Origin of the sequence: Mesorhizobium sp. M7A.F.Ca.US.008.03.1.1 (assembly GCF_003997495.1) — a bacterium.
In the GTDB taxonomy this organism is placed as follows: domain Bacteria; phylum Pseudomonadota; class Alphaproteobacteria; order Rhizobiales; family Rhizobiaceae; genus Mesorhizobium.
In genome coordinates this window covers 76,701-93,796 of record NZ_RZRU01000004.1, presented here as the reverse complement: position 1 = coordinate 93,796, position 17,096 = coordinate 76,701, and the positions used below count along the sequence as shown (strand labels likewise).

Here is a 17,096-nt window from a genome sequence, read left to right as displayed (position 1 = left end):
GCCGCTCAAAGCGCCATGTTCGCGCTCCCTTTCTTTCGCCGTGACCTGCCGGCGCTGAAGGGCGACCGCGTCACGCTGCGCGTGCCGTTCACCAACGACTATCGCGAGTGGGCAGCGGTGCGCGGGGAAAGCCGCGCCTTCCTCGAACCATGGGAGCCGCGCTGGACCCCCGATGAACTCGACCGCACCGCGTGGCGGCTGCGCATCAGCCGCTACCGCGAGGACTATGCGCAAGGAACCGCGATCGCCTTCTTCATCTTCGAGAGGAGCAGCGGCAAGCTTGCTGGCGGCATCACGCTCGGCAACATACGCCATGGCGTCTCACAGAGCGGCCATGTCGGCTACTGGATCGGCGAGCGCTTCGGCGGCCGCGGCCTGATGACCGACGCGGTCAAGGTGGTGGCCCGCTTCGCCTTCGATACGCTGAGGTTGCACCGGATCGAAGCGGCCTGTATTCCCGACAATATCCGGTCGATCCGCGTGCTTGAAAAAGCCGGATTCCGGCGCGAAGGACTTCTGCGATCCTATCTCAGGATCAACGGCATCTGGCAGGACCACTACCTCTACGCCCGGATCGCGGACGATCCACCGGGCGTTGGAACGAAGGACTGATTTTTGACGAAATTCCTGCGCAACGGGCCGCTGTTCGCCATTGTCCTCGCGACACTCCTGACGCTGTGGGCGGCATCGTCGGCCTTCGCCGTCGAGCCGATCAAGATCGCCCGCGACGACGTCGCGCTCGACCTTTCCGGCGCCGTCGAGATCTACCGCAACCAGGGCGAGAATTTCCAGGTGTCGACCGCGCCGGGTCCGGACGGCATCGTGCGGCGCATCGAGGTCGAGGCCAATGATGCCCGTTCGACCGGCGACTGGGCTGTTTTCGCGCTCGCCAACACCACCGATCAGCAGCTCGACCGGCTGATCGTCGCACCGCATTTCCGCCTGGTGAATTCCGGCATCTTCTGGCCGGATCTCGGCTCGACCCGCATCGCCGCCATCACGCCCAGCGAGGGCTTCGCGCTCGACCGCCAGACCAGCCCCGATGCCGACGTTTTCCGGGTGACGCTGAACCCCGGCACGGTGATCACCTTCATCGCCGAACTGGCCTCGCCGAAACTGCCGCAGGTCTACCTCTGGGATCCCGAATCCTACAAGGACTCGGTCAATTCCTACACGCTGTTTCGCGGCATCGTCATCGGCATCGCCGGCCTGCTGGCGCTGTTCCTGACCATCCTTTTCGTGGTCAAGGGAACCTCGATGTTCCCGGCCACCGCGGCGCTTGCCTGGGCGGTGCTGGCCTATATCTGCGTCGATTTCGGCTTCCTCAACAAGATCATCGAGATATCGCCGGGCAATGAGCAGATGTGGCGGGCGGGAACGGAGGTGGCGCTGGCGGGAACCTTCGTTGTGTTCCTGTTCGCCTATCTCAACCTTAACCGATGGCACGGCCATTTCAGCTATGGCGCGCTGGTCTGGATTCTGGGACTGGTGCTGATCGCCGGCGTCGCCATCGTCGATCCGGCGGTCGCTGCCGGCATTGCACGGCTGTCCTTCGCCGCCACCGCACTGACCGGGCTCGGCCTGATCATCTTCCTCGGCATACGCGGCTACGACCGTGCCATCATGCTGGTGCCCAGTTGGGTCATGGTGCTGTTGTGGCTATGCGGATCGTGGATGGCGATCACCGGCATGCTCGACAACGACATCGCCCAGCCGGCCCTGGGCGGCGGCCTGATCCTGATCATCCTTCTGATCGGCTTCACCGTCATGCAGCATGCTTTTGCCGGCGGCGCGCTGCATCAAGGCCTGTTCTCCGACCTCGAGCGGCAGGCGCTGGCGGTGGCCGGATCGGGCGACACGGTGTGGGACTGGGACGTGCTGCGCGACCGCGTCGTCACCAAGCCTGACGTCAGCATCCAGCTCGGACTGGCACCGAACAGCCTTGGCGGCGCGGCGCGCAACTGGCTGCCGGTGCTGCATGCCGACGACCGCGACACCTTCCGCACGACGCTCGACGTGGTGCTCGAACACCGGCGCGGCCGGGTATCGCAGAATTTTCGCCTGCGCGGCGCCGACGGCCACTATCACTGGTTTTCGCTGCGCGCGCGCCCTGTCATCGGATCCGACGGCGAGGTCATCCGCTGCGTCGGCACCATGGTCGACGTGACCGAGCAGAAAAAGTCCGAGGAAAGGCTGCTGCACGATGCCGTTCACGACAATCTGACCGGTCTGCCGAACCGCGAATTGTTGATGAACCGGCTGGAAGCGATCATCTCGATCGCCCGCACCGAAGAGAAGGTGCGGCCGACCGTCTTCGTCATCGACATCGACCGTTTCAAGCAGGTCAATGACGGGCTCGGTATCTCGGCCGGCGACACCATCCTCTTGACCATCGCGCGTCGCCTGCACCGGCTGCTCAAGCCGAAGGATTCGCTGTCGCGCTTTGCCGGCGACCAGTTCGCGCTGATGCTATTGTCCGAACAGGACCCGGCCCGCATCGCCGCCGTGGCGGATGCCATCAAGCATGCCATCAACAATCCGATCACCTTTGCCAAGCGCGAGATCGTGCTGACCGCGTCGATCGGACTGATCACCTGGAATTCGCCGCAAATGTCGGCCGAGGACATGGTCAAGGACGCCGAGCTTGCCATGCACCAGGCCAAGCGCTTCGGCGGCGACAGGATCGAGCCGTTCCGTCCGGCTTTCCGCACTGTCGGCACCGACAGGCTGCAGTTCGAATCCGACCTGCGCCGCGCCATCGAGCGGCGCGAATTCACGCTCGCCTACCAGCCGATCGTGCGGCTCGAGGATGGCAGCGTCGCCGGCTTCGAAGCGCTGCTGCGCTGGGACCATCCGCGCCGCGGCATGATCCCGCCGGCGGATTTCATCCCGGTCGCCGAAAGCTGCGGGCTGATCGTGCAGCTCGGCCTGTTTGCCATGCAGCAAGCGGCGGAAGATCTCGCCAGCTGGCAAAAGCAGATCGGCGACGCGCCGCTGTCGGTCTCGGTCAATTTGTCCAGCCGCCAGTTGATCCGCCGCGACCTGGTCAGCGACGTCCGCTCGGTCATCGCTCGGGCCAATCTGAAGCCACGCTGCTTCCGGCTCGAACTCACCGAATCGCTTGTCATGGACAATCCCGAGCAGACCGCCCATGTGCTGACCAAGCTGAAGCAGCTCGGCATCGGACTGTCGCTGGATGATTTCGGCACCGGTTATTCCTCATTGGCCTATCTGACGCGTTTCCCTTTCGACACCATCAAGATCGACAAGAGTTTCGTCGACGACAACACGCCCAAGCGCGCGGTGCTGCTGAAATCGATGGTCAACATGGCGCATGAACTCGGCCTGTCCGTCGTCGCCGAGGGCATTTCGGACGAGAGCGACGCGCTGGAACTGCGCCAGATGGGCTGCGAATATGTTCAGAGCTTCATGTTCGGCGCGCCAATGCCGGGCGACCAGGTGCTGAAGACGCTGAAGGAGCAATATCCGCTGACGCAAGCGTGATCGGGTTCACGCGCATCGTCCAGGCGAGGTGGGCTTTGGAACATACCTCAAGAATTAGCTGAAACGACCGTCGCTTCGTCATCCTGGGGCGAAGCAAGGAGCGCAGCGACGCAGCGCAGACCCCAGGATCCATGCCATGACTTCAAAGCGTTGCGACGGTGCAGAATTCTGCGCCGTTGCATCCATCTGCCAACGTCACGGATGGATCCTAGGGTCTCCGCGACGGAGCTTCGCTCCTGCTACGCCCTAGGATGACGAATTCACGCGTGCCCGGCCGCCAAGCTGAGATGCGCAAGGTCGATGCCGATCGAGGCGAGGATCCGGTCGTATTTGCGCTCGATGTCGGTGTCGAACAGAAGCTCGGCATTGGCCGGACAGGTCAGCCAGCCATTCTCGGCGATCTCGGTCTCCAGCTGGCCGGCGCCCCAGCCGGAATAGCCGAGTGCCATCAGCGCATGACGAGGCCCGCGGCCTGACGATATGGCGCGCAATATGTCGACGGTCGCGGTCAGGCAGATGTCGTCGGAAACGGTCAGCGACGATTCCACCCGATAGTCTCCCGAATGCAGCACGAAGCCTCGGCTGCGGTCCACGGGGCCGCCATTGCGCACGACGAAATCGCGGGCCTGCGCCGGCAGGCGGATTGCCTCCTGCTCGTTCATGATGCCCAGTTGCACGAGCAGGTCCGGAAACAGCATCTGCTGCGTCTGGTTGATGATCAGGCCCATGGCGCCTTCATCGGAGTGCGCGCAGACATAGATGACCGAGCGCGTGAAACGGTCGTCCTTCATGCCGGGCATGGCAATCAGGAACTGATCGTCGAGAAAGCCGCAACTGGCGACCGTCTTCTTGTGGCGCAACAAGTCCATGAAGGGAGCGTAACGCGTTTCCAAAGCGCCGAAAAGATGCGCCGTGCTGGATTCGACCAAAGCCTGTGGCGCCGGCTCGAACATTCTCCTCCCTCCAAGTCACGCAAATATGATACCGGCAAGGCCATGAAATTCATTGTGTAGCCACGAACGGACGATCAAATCACCGCCATGCGAAGCTTGAAAATCCTGCTGCTCGGCGCCGCCATCGGATCGGCAACCGCTCTTCCCGCCGGCGCCTCTTCGTCGGCGTGGTACAGCAGCGAAGGCGGCAAGGTCCGGCTGGTGACATCAGGCAAAGCCGATGATGCCGGCCGCATACAGGGCGTTCTCGACATAGCGCTCAAGCCCGGCTGGAAGACCTACTGGCGCGATCCGGGCGACGCGGGCGTGCCGCCGCAACTCGACATTTCAGCCAGCACCAACATCGCCGACGCCGCTCTGGCATTTCCTGCCCCCCAACGCCATGACGATGGCTATGGCAAATGGGCAGGCTACAACTATCCGGTTTCTCTGCCGGTGACGTTCACGCTGGCGACGCCGAACCAGCCGGCGGTGATCGATGCCGACATCTTTCTCGGCATCTGCGAAACGATCTGCATTCCGGTGCAGACGCGGCTGACGGTCGACCCCGCCTCCGATCCGGACAATGCCGAGGACGCCGCGCTGGTGAAGGCGAGTTTTACGGCACTGCCTGCGCCCGCGAGGTCCGATTTCGGCATCAATGTGCTGCCGGGCGACCACGAGACGCTGATTGTCGAGGCGAGCTTTCCCGGCGATCCGGCGGCGGCGGATTTCTTCGTTGCCGGTGAGCGGGACTACATGTTCGGCACCCCGGCCCGCAGCGAAAAGGACGGCAAGCTGATTTTCACCGTGCCGATCCTCGATCGCCCGTCGACGACGCCGACGGATGGCGGGCTTCACTACACGCTGACGAGTTCGGCGGGCGCGGTCGAAGGGGTTCTGCCTTTCCCTTGATCCAGCCTGTCCGAACGGTTGCAGGAAGCCGTTGAGTTCGCTACGCAAAGACACGTCCTTCCCGATTTTCCCAAGCGAGGAATCCATGACCATTTCCGTTGGCGACAAGCTGCCTGACGTGACCTTCAAGACGATGACCGACGACGGCGCCAAGCCGATCACCGGGACCGAGATCTTCTCTGGCAAGAAGGTCGTTCTGTTTGGGGTTCCCGGCGCCTTCACACCGACCTGCAGCAACAACCATTTGCCCGGCTATCTCGAGAACCATGACGCCATCCTGGCGCGCGGCGTCGACACCATCGCCGTCGTTTCGGTCAATGACGTCCATGTCATGGGCGCCTGGGCGCGCTTCACCGGCGGCGAGGGCAAGATCCTGTTCCTCGCCGACGGCAGTGGCGATTTCGCCAAGGCGGTGGGCCTCGACAATGACCTTTCCGCCGGCGGCATGGGGCTGCGTTCGAAGCGGTTTTCGATGATCGTCGACGACGGCAAGGTCACCGCGCTCAATGTCGAGACCAAGCCTGGTGTCGACGAGTCCGGCGCGGCTCATATTCTGGGACAGCTCTGAACTTCAGCGCGGCGTCGGGCGGGGACCGCAACCGCGATGGCGCTTGTCGTTCATGGCTTGCTTTGGGGGGATCCTGGCGATGTTTGACATCTTCTGGCGCGCTATCGCGATCGGCATCGGCGCCACCGTGCTGATGGATATCTGGGCCATCTTCCTGCACAAGGCGTTCGGCCAGCCACGGCCGAACTGGGGGCCGGTCGGTCGCTGGGTCTGGCATCTCCGTGACAAGGTCTTCCACGACGATATCGGCGATGCCACACCGTACGCGCATGAAAAGGCGCTGGGTTGGGCCTTTCACTATTTTGTCGGCATCGTCTACGGCATCATCCTGGTGGTGCTGGCCGGAGCGGGCTGGCTTGCCGCGCCGACATTCCTGCCGGCCTTCATCCTCGGCATCGTCACCGTCGGCGCCGGCTGGTTCCTGCTGGCACCCGGCATGGGCGCCGGTTGGGCCGCCTCGAAGCGGCCCAACCCGATGCTGATCCGTGCGCTGAACCTGGTGTCACATACGGTGTTCGCACTCGGGCTTTGGGGCACGGCGCTGCTGATCCGCTAGACTAGGTGCCCCGTCTGCCTGCGTTATCCAACAACAACTGCAAGCCGGGCTGGGGCTGGCCGGCGACAACCCGCGATAGGTCATGCGCGCACTCGCGTCTATGAGTCGCCAAGTCTTCCCCCGCGATGCCCCATCATCATCCGGGAAGCATACATCGTGGGTGAGCGCTTACCCGGCAGATTGGCATCGAGAACGATCTGTTCGACGAACCCCTGGTTCGTTTCGAATTCAATGCACTCATCAAGTTTGTCGACAATCCAAAGCATGTATCTATCCTCGACACTCGTATCTTGGTTATTTTTCTTGTCATAGCCGCAATCGTCGAGTGGAATTTCTTCAGGAAAGGCTGGAATCAACATAATTTTCGGTTTTGGTAGATCATAGCAATGTCCTTCATAAGAATAACTAACAATAATACCACAAGAAAGCAATTTTCCTTCCGCCATCGCCTCATCGAGAGTTATCAATGTTGATAGAGCAATTTTTCCAAACTTTCGCGTGTCGAGTGCAATTTGATACGACATTCCTATAGGCATTGGAAAAGGTGGTATAGTGATAAGTTTTTTGAAAACTTCTTCGTCAGATAATTTATCTTTTCCTTTACCCCTCAATTCTTCTACCATTTTTTTAAGTTTCGCATTTACTTCCGCATCTTTTTTTGGATCAGCCGTAGATATATTTGAAGAAATGCTTGTGTTTTTTGTGCCAACGGCCTTTGAACTTCCTGGAAACACGAGACCCCTGCTCCCGGGAATGCCGTAGAGCCTTACTTGGCTGGCGTTATATACGCCGCCGGGAAAAGTGAGAGTCGGTCGGTGAAAATCGTCGCTCATGTTGTTACTCCCTCCGTTGCAATCACCAGTTCATAAAATTTCCCGCCATCTGAAGTTCTCTTCGAAGCCTGCCGCTAGCGCCGGGCCGATGCGGTCGGACACTTCGATGATGGTGGAGGCTGCGACCGCGAATGTGAGATGATCGGCATCGAGGCGCGCCCATGCGCGCGCGAGCGCCAGCGCGACATCGTCGCGCGCCTTGATTAGCTCGGTCTTGAAAAGGAACGGACGGGCTCGGAATGCATCGCCCGTGAAGTTAGAAATGCGCCGCATGTCGGCTTCGCTAACCTGCCTGATGTCGAAACCAAGCAGGCGCTCGTCGGCCAGGCCCTGTCGCACCAGGCCGGCGTGATAGAGATCGACCAGGGTATCGAACACAGCTCCCGTGAATGGGCGAGACCTGTCATGAATCTCTTCGGTCACTTCCGACATCTTGCGCGAGTTGCTGGCGATGCGGATCTGGCTGTCGCCCGTCAGCTCGGCGATGCGGTTGAGCTCGTTGAGGACAAGCAGGTTTGCCTGGCTGTGCCGTAACAATCGATCCATCCCGCTGTCGAAATGCAGGAACGAAAGCAGCGAAATCAGATCGGCGTTGGCTTCGTGGAACGGCCCAAAGTCGCTGTCCTGCAGGCCTTCCTTGGGCACTCCGAAGAGAGAAAAGAGTACGGCGTGACCCATTTCATGCGCGATCACGTCGAAGTTCAGGGCGTACGGATGACCGCGCCCGTCGGCTCCACGCTCGCGGCCAAGCTCCAGATATCCAAACCCCGATTGTGCATTCTCCCAGTCAACCCAGGGAATGATCTCAAGCCGCTCGTATGTTTCGGCGAAGTACCAGACAATCGGCTTACCCAGGTAGCTCTCCCAGATGTCCAACACCCGGCTCGCAGCCGCGAACGCATGCGCCGCCAGGAACTGGCGCGACTGAGGAGAGAGGTTGTCGAAATGACCATCAAAGCCGGGTTCGGCTGGTGGGAAACAGGCGCCAACGAAAGGCGGCAGGTAGGGATACTCGTACGGCTGCTTGTCCAGCACGGGATCACGCACGTATATGCGATGATCTTCCGGGCCCGGATGGATCAAACCGGGCGATGTTGAAATCCAGACCGCCTCGGGTTTTTCGTACCCGGAAAGGTGAGGCGCTTGTGGGTATAGCAGGAAGCGTGTTCCGACCGACATCATCGCCCGACCGGCGACATCGAGCGCGTCCAATTGCCCGGCCCCTCTCATAGTCCGCGACACTAGCACGACGCTTGTACTTCGTAAATTGCACCAAGTATCACCAGCAACGCTGTCGTCAGATTGCCAAGCCGGCGTCCTCCAAATCTTGAAGAAACGCGATCGTCATTTTGAAATTCGTCAATTCCGCCGGCACCAAAGCATTTTCGCGTATAAGCTGCAGAGCTGACAGTGCGTCGCGTTTCTTTTGCTGAACGAAAGCTCCCGCGAGGATTTGCCGGCAGACTTCGATATCATGGTCACCGGCTTCCGGTGTTGCCTCGCGGACCATTCGCGACAGCGTACGTTCCCGAAAATTGAGGTTCCGGGCCGCATTCTCAAGCTTTCCTGACAAGTCGGCGGAGATCAGGTTCCGCCTCCAGGCGGCGCGGACTGTCATTCGCAAATCAACCAAAGCGTGGGTCAGTGGCGAAAAATTCACCACCTTCGGACCATACAGCACTGCCACTGCGTCATCAGGCAGGAAAGCAAAGCGGCGGTACCATCGGTAGATAAGGCCAACGCCGTGCATGTATGGGTAAAGCTCGGCGGCTCGCAGGGCTCCCATGCTTCCAGCACCAATCACCGGGATGGCCTGGCTGACCGCCCACAGTATCTCCTTGTGCCTCACTGCCGGCTCAGCTTGGAAGGCGCCGTCGATAATGATGATGGCAGCCGGGTCGTAGCGCTGCACGGAGGCTATGATCGATCCCTGCACGGCGGGCCCCAGGCAGATCACGTCGGCCACCTGCAGTGCCTCCGCATGCGATAGCGTGGGTCCGGCGAAAAGAAGCCAGGGCCGCATCCGGTCACTCCACCAGCGGGTACAATTGGGGGATAATTATCCTGACGGCCGACAGCCGGTTCCAAGGGCTGGTGTTAAGGCGGACTAGGTACACAGCGCAAATTCCGCTTTCCTCCAGCCTGGTGAGAAGGCTGCGCAACAAGGTCTCGCCGGCCGCCGCTCGATAGGCAGGCTGGCTGGCGAAACTCACATCCTTGCGGCCGCCGGTGATCAGTTGCCGGTGTGCCGCGATAAGCTGCCAGTCCGGATATTTCGGATAAGACGCCCGGGTAATGTCATCGCGCGCACCCGATATCGCCGCAAGCCTTGCCTGCGCCGCCTCATGGATCGCTTGGACGACAGCTGCCGCCGGATCGAATGCAGCGGCCGAACCATCGGCTGGCAGATTGAGGAGTGCCGTTTCGCGAGGATTGCTTTCCATCAGATGGCACCAGATCACTGGCAGGCCGACAGGCGACGGCGCGAGCCAAAGGCCGACGATCATGTCTTTTCGTGCAAGTTCATCCAACAGCGTCAGGACCCTTGCGTCATCGATGGTCGCCGGATCGATTCGCTCATGTTGCAGAAAGCCATGCGTCTTGAGAGCGCGGGCGATCGCATCCCGTTCAACGCATTCCAGTATGCCGTGCGTGACGGCGTCTGTTTCATCAAGCGCGGCCGCCAGTCCGGTTGTCGTTGGCGTGAAAATTCCGTCACAGGGGCTGGGCGGTACGAGATAGGCCGTGTGCACCAATTCCAGCGGAACGAACTCGCAGCTGCCGCTTAGCAGGTTCTCCGCTGAGACCCAGGCCGTTTCCTTGTCTCGCCAATCAGCAAGTGCAGGCTCTCGCAGCCAAGTTTCATATCGCCCGGAGGGTATCTCGAGCGACTTGGCCGAACCGTGGACGACGTCAAAATATTCGATGCGCTCGGCGAAAAACCCTTCAGCGGATTCCAAAATGGCCGATATCGCGGCGCGAGCTAGGCTGGCGCCCTTTCCCTGCGCAACTGCGTTTGAAAACGAGAACGGCCTCGTTGCCTGCACGACCGGGATGCCAACGCGGTCCAAGCCGGTGATATCCGCGATACGGGTGATGCCCAACGCTTGTCGCATCGACATCAGATACGCCAGCGCCTCGTCTGCAGGAGGACCAATGCGCTCATACTGTTCCACTATCGGCTGGCCCGCAGTTCCGGTTCGGGGTTCACGATCAGCGGTTCGCCAGGCTCGGCTGACTTCCTTGCCGTTTCGACACGATCGCTGTAGCGACGGAGCAGTTCGGGCGAGACATTCGATGATCTGAGCGTCTCATAGGTTCCGATCAGGATGGGTACGGCGTTTTGCTCGGCTGCAGTGGTGAGGCTCCTCTCAAAGGCGGCGGCCGCCTGGCTGGCTTCCGCCTTGACGAGGACGAGAAGTTGCGCGATTCGCCGGTGCAGCTCCGCCAGCCAGTAGCAACTGCCGCCCGCCTCGGCCTCGGCTACAGCTGAATGAAGCAGCGCGAGCGCCTGGTCGGTCTCACCCGAGCGCGCTAGAAGTTCCGCCAACATGCCGCAATAGACGGGCTCGTCCTCCGGCGTCTGCACCTTTCCATGCAGGCCGAGGCCCTCGCGCATCTTGTCCTTGCCTTGCTCGAGATGGCCAGCGTTGCCATCGCACCAGCCCTCGAAGATTTGCGCCGAGACGGCGAGCGAAGGCAGGTGATAACGCGCGGTCAGCTGTCGTAGATCCGCAATCACGTGACGCAGCGCTGCGAAGTCGCGGCGATAGCAACTGAGCATGGCGTCATTGATGCAGGCATGCGTGATGCTGCTGACATGGCCAGTCTGTTGCGCCCAGCGCCGGGCCTCGGACATGGACCGAAGAGCGCTTGTTGCACGCCCCGAGAACCACAGCGACAATGCACGATGCGCCAAGCCGCACACACGCGCGTCATGCCCCCCGAAACGGGTGGCATTCGCGTGCCCCTGGCCCACGTCATAGAGCGGCAATCCGGCATCAATCGCAGCTATGCATCCGCTATGGTCTCCGCGATTGAAATCGACCGCCCACAAGCAGTGCCTGGCCTGCAACTGGATCTCTGGGTCATTGACCTCCGTCAGGTCGCTGACAACGGCCTGCGCCCGCTCGCCATCGACGATCGAGCCGGTGAACCACCAACCCCAATAGATCGGGAACCACTTGGCGCGCTCCGCCATCGGCCGTCGCCGTGCGATCTTTACGCCGTCGTCATAGAGCTTGCGGGCGTGCTCGGAATTCGGCCCTTCGACGGCAGTCAGTATCGGCCCGAGCGCCACCATTGCCGAGAGCCGTAGCGCGTCCTGTCTGTCATGATCGGAAATCTGCTCGCAAAGTCCGATGGCGTGCTCGAGCAGTTGCCTTGCCTCGGTCATGGCCGAACGGGACGAGCTTTCCATGCCGGCATTGACGAATTCGCCGATCGCTTCCTCCAGCAGGCCTCCTCGCTCGGCATGGTCGGCAAGTGCTGCCGTCGTCAGCCATCTGGCGATGCTGCGGTTGCCGTTCACCGCCGCATAGAGACGCTGATGTAGGGTCTGCCGCCGCTTCCGCAGCGTTCCATTGTAGATCGTTTCCTGGATGAGTGCATGCCGGAACGCGTATAGCGAAACGCCTGCGTGCCTGGCGCGAACGAAGCCTGCCTCGCCCAAGGCATCGAGCGCCGCGGAGATTGTGCCCTGGTCAAATTCCGGCAAGAGCGCCGACAGTAAGTCCAGGCTGGACCTGCCGCCGGCGACGGCGGCCGCTCGCGCTACCTCGCGGGCGCGGCCGAGAGGCTCCAGCCGGGCATCCAGCACAGTTTCCAACACCGACGCGCGGCCGAGCGAAGCGCCTTGTGGCAGCTGCTCCGTGCGGTTGGCGATATCCTCCGCCATCCATTGGCAAACCTCTTCGATGAACAGTGGCACACCGCCGGTTACGCGCTCGACCAACTCTATCAGCTCAGGCTCAGGCGCGAGCGCTCGCTTGCCCTGAGGCCACATCGTCGCGATTGCCTGCAAGGTGTCCGCATGCTCCAGGGGAGCGAGCAGGACATGTTTGCTTTTTCCGTCCAACCAGTCGCCAAATCCAGGCCTTGTCGTCACGATCAAGAGCACAGGACAACTGGGAACCAGCTTTGCAAGCTCGCCGAGCAGCTGCTTCGACGTCAGGTCGATCCAGTGAATATCTTCAACGAATAAGACCAGCGGGCCACCGGCGCACATTGCTTGTAGCGCTCGGCGCGCGGCCCAGTCAGCCTTCTCCCGGATTACGTCCGGATCCATCTCCTGGAATCCGGAACTTGCGCCTTCCGCGCCCAGCAGAAAAGAAAAGATGTCGACGACTTCACCGTCGTGAACGTCATGCGCGGCGAACACCTCGGCCACAAGCGTCGAAGTCAATGCAGGCTCGCCGGCGTCGAAATTTCCCAGCATCGCCTGCCGTAGTGGATACAGCGTCGAGCGCGAGTCGCCTGGCATACATTGGAAGAGGAGCAACTTGTCGCGCTGGAAGCGCGTTCGCCGACGCACCTCGTGCAGGATGCGCGACTTGCCAATGCCGGCTTCGCCCTCGATCAGGATGACCTGGCCCCGTCCCGAAACGGCTTCGGTCCAACATTGATGTATCAGCTTGGCCTCATCCGTACGGTCGATCAAGGGGCTGGCGAGGCGTCCGAACGCGAAGAAGCGGTCTACCTTTCGCTTGTGGCTCAGCGCCTGCCAGACCTGCTCGGGTTGCGCGAAACCTTTGATCAGGTGAGCGCCACAGAAGCTGAATACGTGTGAGCGGCGTGTCAGATTGCGCGTATCGTTGGAGACGAAGACGGTGTCCGACCTGGCGATTGCCTGCAGCCTGGCTGCCAGCGCAAATGCAGGACCGGTGACAGTGTCCTGCGCTGCGGCGGTGTCGCCCTTCAGGATCAGCGCCATTGAGGTCGCCACGCCGACCCTTACATGCAGGTCGCTCCTCCCTTTCTCCGCCGCGAGGCGCTTGCACGCCTTGACGATTGCAAGTCCGGCGCTGATTGCCAGCGATGCCGAATCCTTCGCGCCCAGATCGACCGGGAACATTGCGACGCCGCCATCGCCGACCTCGACCCTCACGGTGCCGGAGCAGGATGCTATCGCTTCCTTGGCGGCCAGCTGAAACGCCAGGATCAGTTCCTCGAAATCCTCGATGCCAAGCAGTCCGAGCAACTCGGTGGAACCGACGAGATCGTAGCACAGGGCGGTCAGGACACGCCGCTCGTGACGGGCTTGAGCGCCATCGTCGATCAAGCCCGCACCGACCGGAAGGCGCAAGCCAGTGCCGGCCCTCGGAACATCAACTCGGCTCCTATCCGACATGTCACCCTCGCTGACACGGCATACTATCAAAAGTACGACAGAGCACAAATTGCAGAGCGGCGATCGCCGAAACGTGCGACGGCTGCCCAGGACCTCTCGCCTGTGGGTTGGCGGGGGAGCCGGATCATGGGAGTGCAGACAACAACCATGCGCGTCGTCTTCACACTCGACGACATCCCCTGTCTGGGAGATCGATGTCGCTGACGCGCATCTGGTCTGGTCTGAGCTTCACGGCTGCGCCGGCCCGTCGATCAGCCGCCATCCGCGGACGACACGGGCTGCGCCGATATCGTACGCGAAATAATTGCCGCCGCCGGCCGGCTGATCCGCTTGGCGGCTGATTTCCTTGCCACTGAGAGACAGCAACAGCAGCGTTCCGACGCCTCCATGACCTACGAAAGCAATGTCGTCGGCGTCATTGCTGCGGAGCACGACTTCGACTTCGCTCACGGTGCGATGCTGGGCATCGATGGCGCGCTCCCACCCGCGAACGCTCTCGTGTGGATTGGCGAAGAACTGGTCCGCGACAGCCTCGAACTCCGGCGGCGGCAGAAAGCCCGTTGCCGATCGATCGTTCTCATGCATCCGTTCCCTCACCTCGATGGCAAGACGCAGATGCGTTGCGAGGATCTCGGTGGTTTCCATCGCCTTGCGTTCAGCCGACGACACGATACGCCGGATCGACCCGACAGGGTTGATCGAGCATTGCGACCGCTCTCGCCCGTCCGATGTCGGACAGCCCCCATTCCGGCACGGGAACTTTGGCATCGACCTGAACCTGGGGATGCGTGACGTAGTAGAGGAGCGGCACGATAGAAATCCCCTGCCCGAGACCCGTCCAGCGCTCGGAATCAATAGCTCTGGGTCGAGCGCCGCACTTTCGCGATTGCCGGTTGTTTGGCCGGCGCAGCAGGCTTTGGCGCAGCTGCAGGCCTGAACGGGCCTTTCTTGAACGGCGCCATGCCTTCGCGCGCGAGTTCGTCGGCGCGCTCGTTCTCGACATGGCCGTCATGGCCCTTGACCCAGTTCCAGGTGACCTTGTGACGCTTGTTGGCCTCGTCGAGCGCCTGCCAGAGTTCACCGTTCTTCACAGGCTTCTTGTCGGCGGTCTTCCAGCCGTTCTTCTTCCAGCCGTGGATCCACTTGGAAATACCGTCCATGACATATTTGCTGTCGGTGTGAAGGTCGACAACGCAAGGTTCCTTCAGCGCATTCAGCGCCGAAATAGCGGCCAACAATTCCATGCGGTTGTTGGTCGTCTCGGCCTCACCGCCGGAAAGCTCCTTGGTGGTGCCGTTGAAGCGCAGGATTGCGCCCCAGCCGCCGGGGCCGGGATTGCCCGAGCAGGCGCCGTCGGTGAAGATCTCAACCAGTTTGCTCATGATACCCCATATCAGGCCAGTCCATATTCCGAAGGAGATTTGATCGCCCGGTGGAACCGCATCCTTCTGATGTATTCGGTCGGATCGCGTTTCATCACCAGCCCGCCATCGGGAACGGTCAGCCAGTCGTACAGCCGGGTCAGCATGAAGCGCAACGCCGAACCGCGCGCCAGCATCGGCAGCGCAGCCTTTTCCTGGCCGCTCAGGGGCCGGAGGCTCTGGTAGCCGGCGAGCAGCGCCTTGCCCTTGGTTAGGTTGAAGGAAAAATCCTTCTCGAAGCACCAAGCGTTGAGACAGGTGGCGATATCGTAGGCATAGAGGTCGTCGCAGGCGAAATAGAAGTCGATCAGACCGGAGAGCCTTTCGCCGAGGAAGAAGACGTTGTCCGGGAAAAGATCGGCGTGAATGATACCTTTGGGAAGGTCCTTCGGCCAGTCGCGCTCGAAATCGGCGAAGTCGGCATCGACCTCGGCCGCCAGCCCCGGCTCGACCTCGTCGGCGCGGTCGCGGGCTGCGTCCCAGAGCTTGCGCCAGCCGTCGATGGCCAGTGCATTCGGACGCGTCATCGAAAAATCGGCGCCGGCCAGATGCAACTGCGCCAACGCCTTGCCGACCTCGGCACAATGCGTCGCCGTTGGTCGCCGCAACGAAAGCCCTTCCAGGAAGGTGATGATGACCGCCGGCCGGCCGGCGAGCGTGCCGATGACGCTGCCGTCATGCGCGGTCACCGGCAGCGGGCAGGACACGCCTTTGTTGGCGAGATGGCCCATCAGCCCGAGGAAAAACGGCAGATCCGCCTTCTCGACGCGCTTCTCATAGAGCGTCAGGATGTAGGAGCCGCTCGAGGTGTGCAGCAGAAAGTTCGAGTTCTCGGTGCCTTCGGCGATGCCCTTGTAGGACAGGAGATCGCCGACCGGATAGTGCTTCAGGAATGCGCCGAGTTCGCCTTCCGCAACGTCGGTGTAGACCGCCATGTGCCTTACGCGGCTCCATTGACGAAGGCCATGTCGGCCCGCGTCAGTTCGACATCGCGCAATACCCGCATGACCGGAAAATCCTCGGTTTCCGTGGCCGTGATGGCCAGGTCGATCGTGACATCGAAGCGCTGCCGGAACGCGTCGATGATCTCGTCGACGATGATCTCGGGCGCCGACGCGCCGGCCGACAGGCCGAGCGTCGAAATGTTGCCGATGTCATTCCACGGAATCTCGGCGGCGCGCTGCACGAGAAGCGACATGGTAGCGCCTGCACGCTCCGCCACTTCGACAAGGCGTCGCGAATTGGAGGAATTCGGCGCGCCGACGATCAGATAGAGATCAGCGCCCGGCGCGGTGTCCTTGACGGCCTCCTGGCGGTTGGTGGTGGCATAGCAGATCGATTCCGCCGCCGGCGCCTGCAGCGCCGGAAAGCGGTCCTGCAAGGCGCGGATGATGCCGGCGGTGTCCTCGACCGACAATGTGGTCTGGGTAACGAAGCCGAGCGCCTGCGGATCGGCGGGCGAGAGCTTTGCGGCATCGGCTTCGGTCTCGATCAGCGTCACCGCTCCGTCCGGGAGCTGGCCCATGGTGCCGATCACCTCGGGGTGTCCGGCGTGACCAATCAACAGCACATGGCGGCCGAGCCGCTGATGGCGCATCGCCTGCTTGTGGACCTTCGACACCAGCGGGCAGGTGGCATCGAGATAGAAGAGATTGCGCGCCTTCGCATCCGCAGGCACCGATTTCGGCACGCCATGCGCCGAGAACACGACGGGCGACTGCCGATGTTTGGCCGGGATCTCGGAGAGTTCCTCGATGAAGACGGCGCCAAGGCTTTGCAGCCCCTCGACGACGTAGCGGTTGTGCACGATCTCATGACGGACATAGACCGGCGCGCCATATTTCTTCAGCGCCAGCACGACGATCTGGATGGCACGGTCGACACCGGCGCAAAAACCGCGCGGCTGGCAGAGCCGGATCGTCAGAGGTGGTTTGGTGGTTGTCTGAAGCATTAAATCCGGGCCGGTTGATCAAAGCCGAAATGAGGTGCGCACCCCTGCCCTGTCAAGGGCATCGGTA

14 protein-coding genes and 1 pseudogene are annotated in these 17,096 nt (G+C 61.6%); 5 read left to right on the top strand and 10 right to left on the bottom strand.

Translation table 11 applies throughout. From position 1 onward, the window contains the following. The first annotated feature begins 15 nt into the window (after positions 1–15). Together EOA16_RS08480 and EOA16_RS08475 are read left to right on the top strand one after the other, a co-directional pair. A complete protein-coding gene (locus EOA16_RS08480; RefSeq protein ID WP_109662289.1) occupies positions 16–612 on the top strand; it encodes a GNAT family protein in 597 nt (198 codons plus the stop codon). Positions 613–615: 3 nt separating this feature from the next. Continuing rightward, entirely contained in the window at positions 616–3,504 is a 2,889-nt protein-coding gene (locus tag EOA16_RS08475) for an EAL domain-containing protein (RefSeq protein WP_127257114.1), read from the top strand. 260 nt (positions 3,505–3,764) lie between these two features. Here EOA16_RS08475 and EOA16_RS08470 read toward each other — a convergent pair whose 3' ends face one another. Beyond that, the gene (locus EOA16_RS08470) at positions 3,765–4,373 is read right to left on the bottom strand and encodes a YqgE/AlgH family protein (protein ID WP_127257413.1); all 609 of its coding nucleotides are present in this window, start codon (positions 4,371–4,373) and stop codon (positions 3,765–3,767) included. Positions 4,374–4,544: 171 nt separating this feature from the next. Here EOA16_RS08470 and EOA16_RS08465 point away from each other — a divergent pair, with 171 nt between their 5' ends. From EOA16_RS08465 to EOA16_RS08455, 3 genes are all read left to right on the top strand, one after another. Beyond that, entirely contained in the window at positions 4,545–5,351 is an 807-nt protein-coding gene (locus EOA16_RS08465) for a protein-disulfide reductase DsbD domain-containing protein (RefSeq protein ID WP_127257112.1), read from the top strand. Between the two features lie 85 nt (positions 5,352–5,436). Then, positions 5,437–5,919: a peroxiredoxin gene (locus EOA16_RS08460; RefSeq protein WP_127257111.1), complete on the top strand. Its 483-nt coding sequence runs from the start codon at positions 5,437–5,439 to the stop codon at positions 5,917–5,919. Positions 5,920–5,998: 79 nt separating this feature from the next. Beyond that, positions 5,999–6,475, top strand: a complete 477-nt coding sequence (locus tag EOA16_RS08455) for a DUF2938 domain-containing protein (RefSeq protein WP_127257109.1) — start codon at positions 5,999–6,001, stop codon at positions 6,473–6,475. A gap of 98 nt (positions 6,476–6,573) precedes the next feature. Here the strand turns inward: EOA16_RS08455 and EOA16_RS08450 are convergent, their stop codons facing one another. From EOA16_RS08450 to ispH, 9 genes and pseudogenes are all read right to left on the bottom strand, one after another. Then, a complete protein-coding gene (locus tag EOA16_RS08450; protein WP_127257108.1) occupies positions 6,574–7,308 on the bottom strand; it encodes a hypothetical protein in 735 nt (244 codons plus the stop codon). Between the two features lie 30 nt (positions 7,309–7,338). Further along, positions 7,339–8,520: a hypothetical protein gene (locus EOA16_RS08445; RefSeq protein WP_348630313.1), complete on the bottom strand. Its 1,182-nt coding sequence runs from the start codon at positions 8,518–8,520 to the stop codon at positions 7,339–7,341. A gap of 85 nt (positions 8,521–8,605) precedes the next feature. Continuing rightward, complete coding sequence (locus EOA16_RS08440; protein ID WP_245455884.1) at positions 8,606–9,274, bottom strand: TfuA-like protein; 669 nt, start codon at positions 9,272–9,274, stop codon at positions 8,606–8,608. 61 nt (positions 9,275–9,335) lie between these two features. After that, entirely contained in the window at positions 9,336–10,484 is a 1,149-nt protein-coding gene (locus tag EOA16_RS08435; RefSeq protein ID WP_127257103.1) for a YcaO-like family protein, read from the bottom strand. Then, positions 10,484–13,588: an AAA family ATPase gene (locus EOA16_RS08430; RefSeq protein ID WP_164754167.1), complete on the bottom strand. Its 3,105-nt coding sequence runs from the start codon at positions 13,586–13,588 to the stop codon at positions 10,484–10,486. The genes EOA16_RS08435 and EOA16_RS08430 overlap by 1 nt, the downstream gene beginning before the upstream one ends. A 297-nt stretch (positions 13,589–13,885) precedes the next feature. Next, positions 13,886–14,468: pseudogene (locus tag EOA16_RS08425) on the bottom strand (histidine phosphatase family protein). 40 nt (positions 14,469–14,508) lie between these two features. Continuing rightward, a complete protein-coding gene (gene rnhA / locus EOA16_RS08420; RefSeq protein ID WP_127257100.1) occupies positions 14,509–15,039 on the bottom strand; it encodes a ribonuclease HI in 531 nt (176 codons plus the stop codon). Between the two features lie 11 nt (positions 15,040–15,050). Continuing rightward, positions 15,051–16,013 (bottom strand): homoserine kinase, encoded by a 963-nt coding sequence (locus EOA16_RS08415; RefSeq protein ID WP_127257098.1) that lies wholly within the window; start codon positions 16,011–16,013, stop codon positions 15,051–15,053. Positions 16,014–16,018: 5 nt separating this feature from the next. Next, positions 16,019–17,029, bottom strand: coding sequence for a 4-hydroxy-3-methylbut-2-enyl diphosphate reductase (gene ispH, locus EOA16_RS08410; RefSeq protein ID WP_127257096.1), 1,011 nt, complete (start codon positions 17,027–17,029; stop codon positions 16,019–16,021). Positions 17,030–17,096 lie beyond the last annotated feature (67 nt).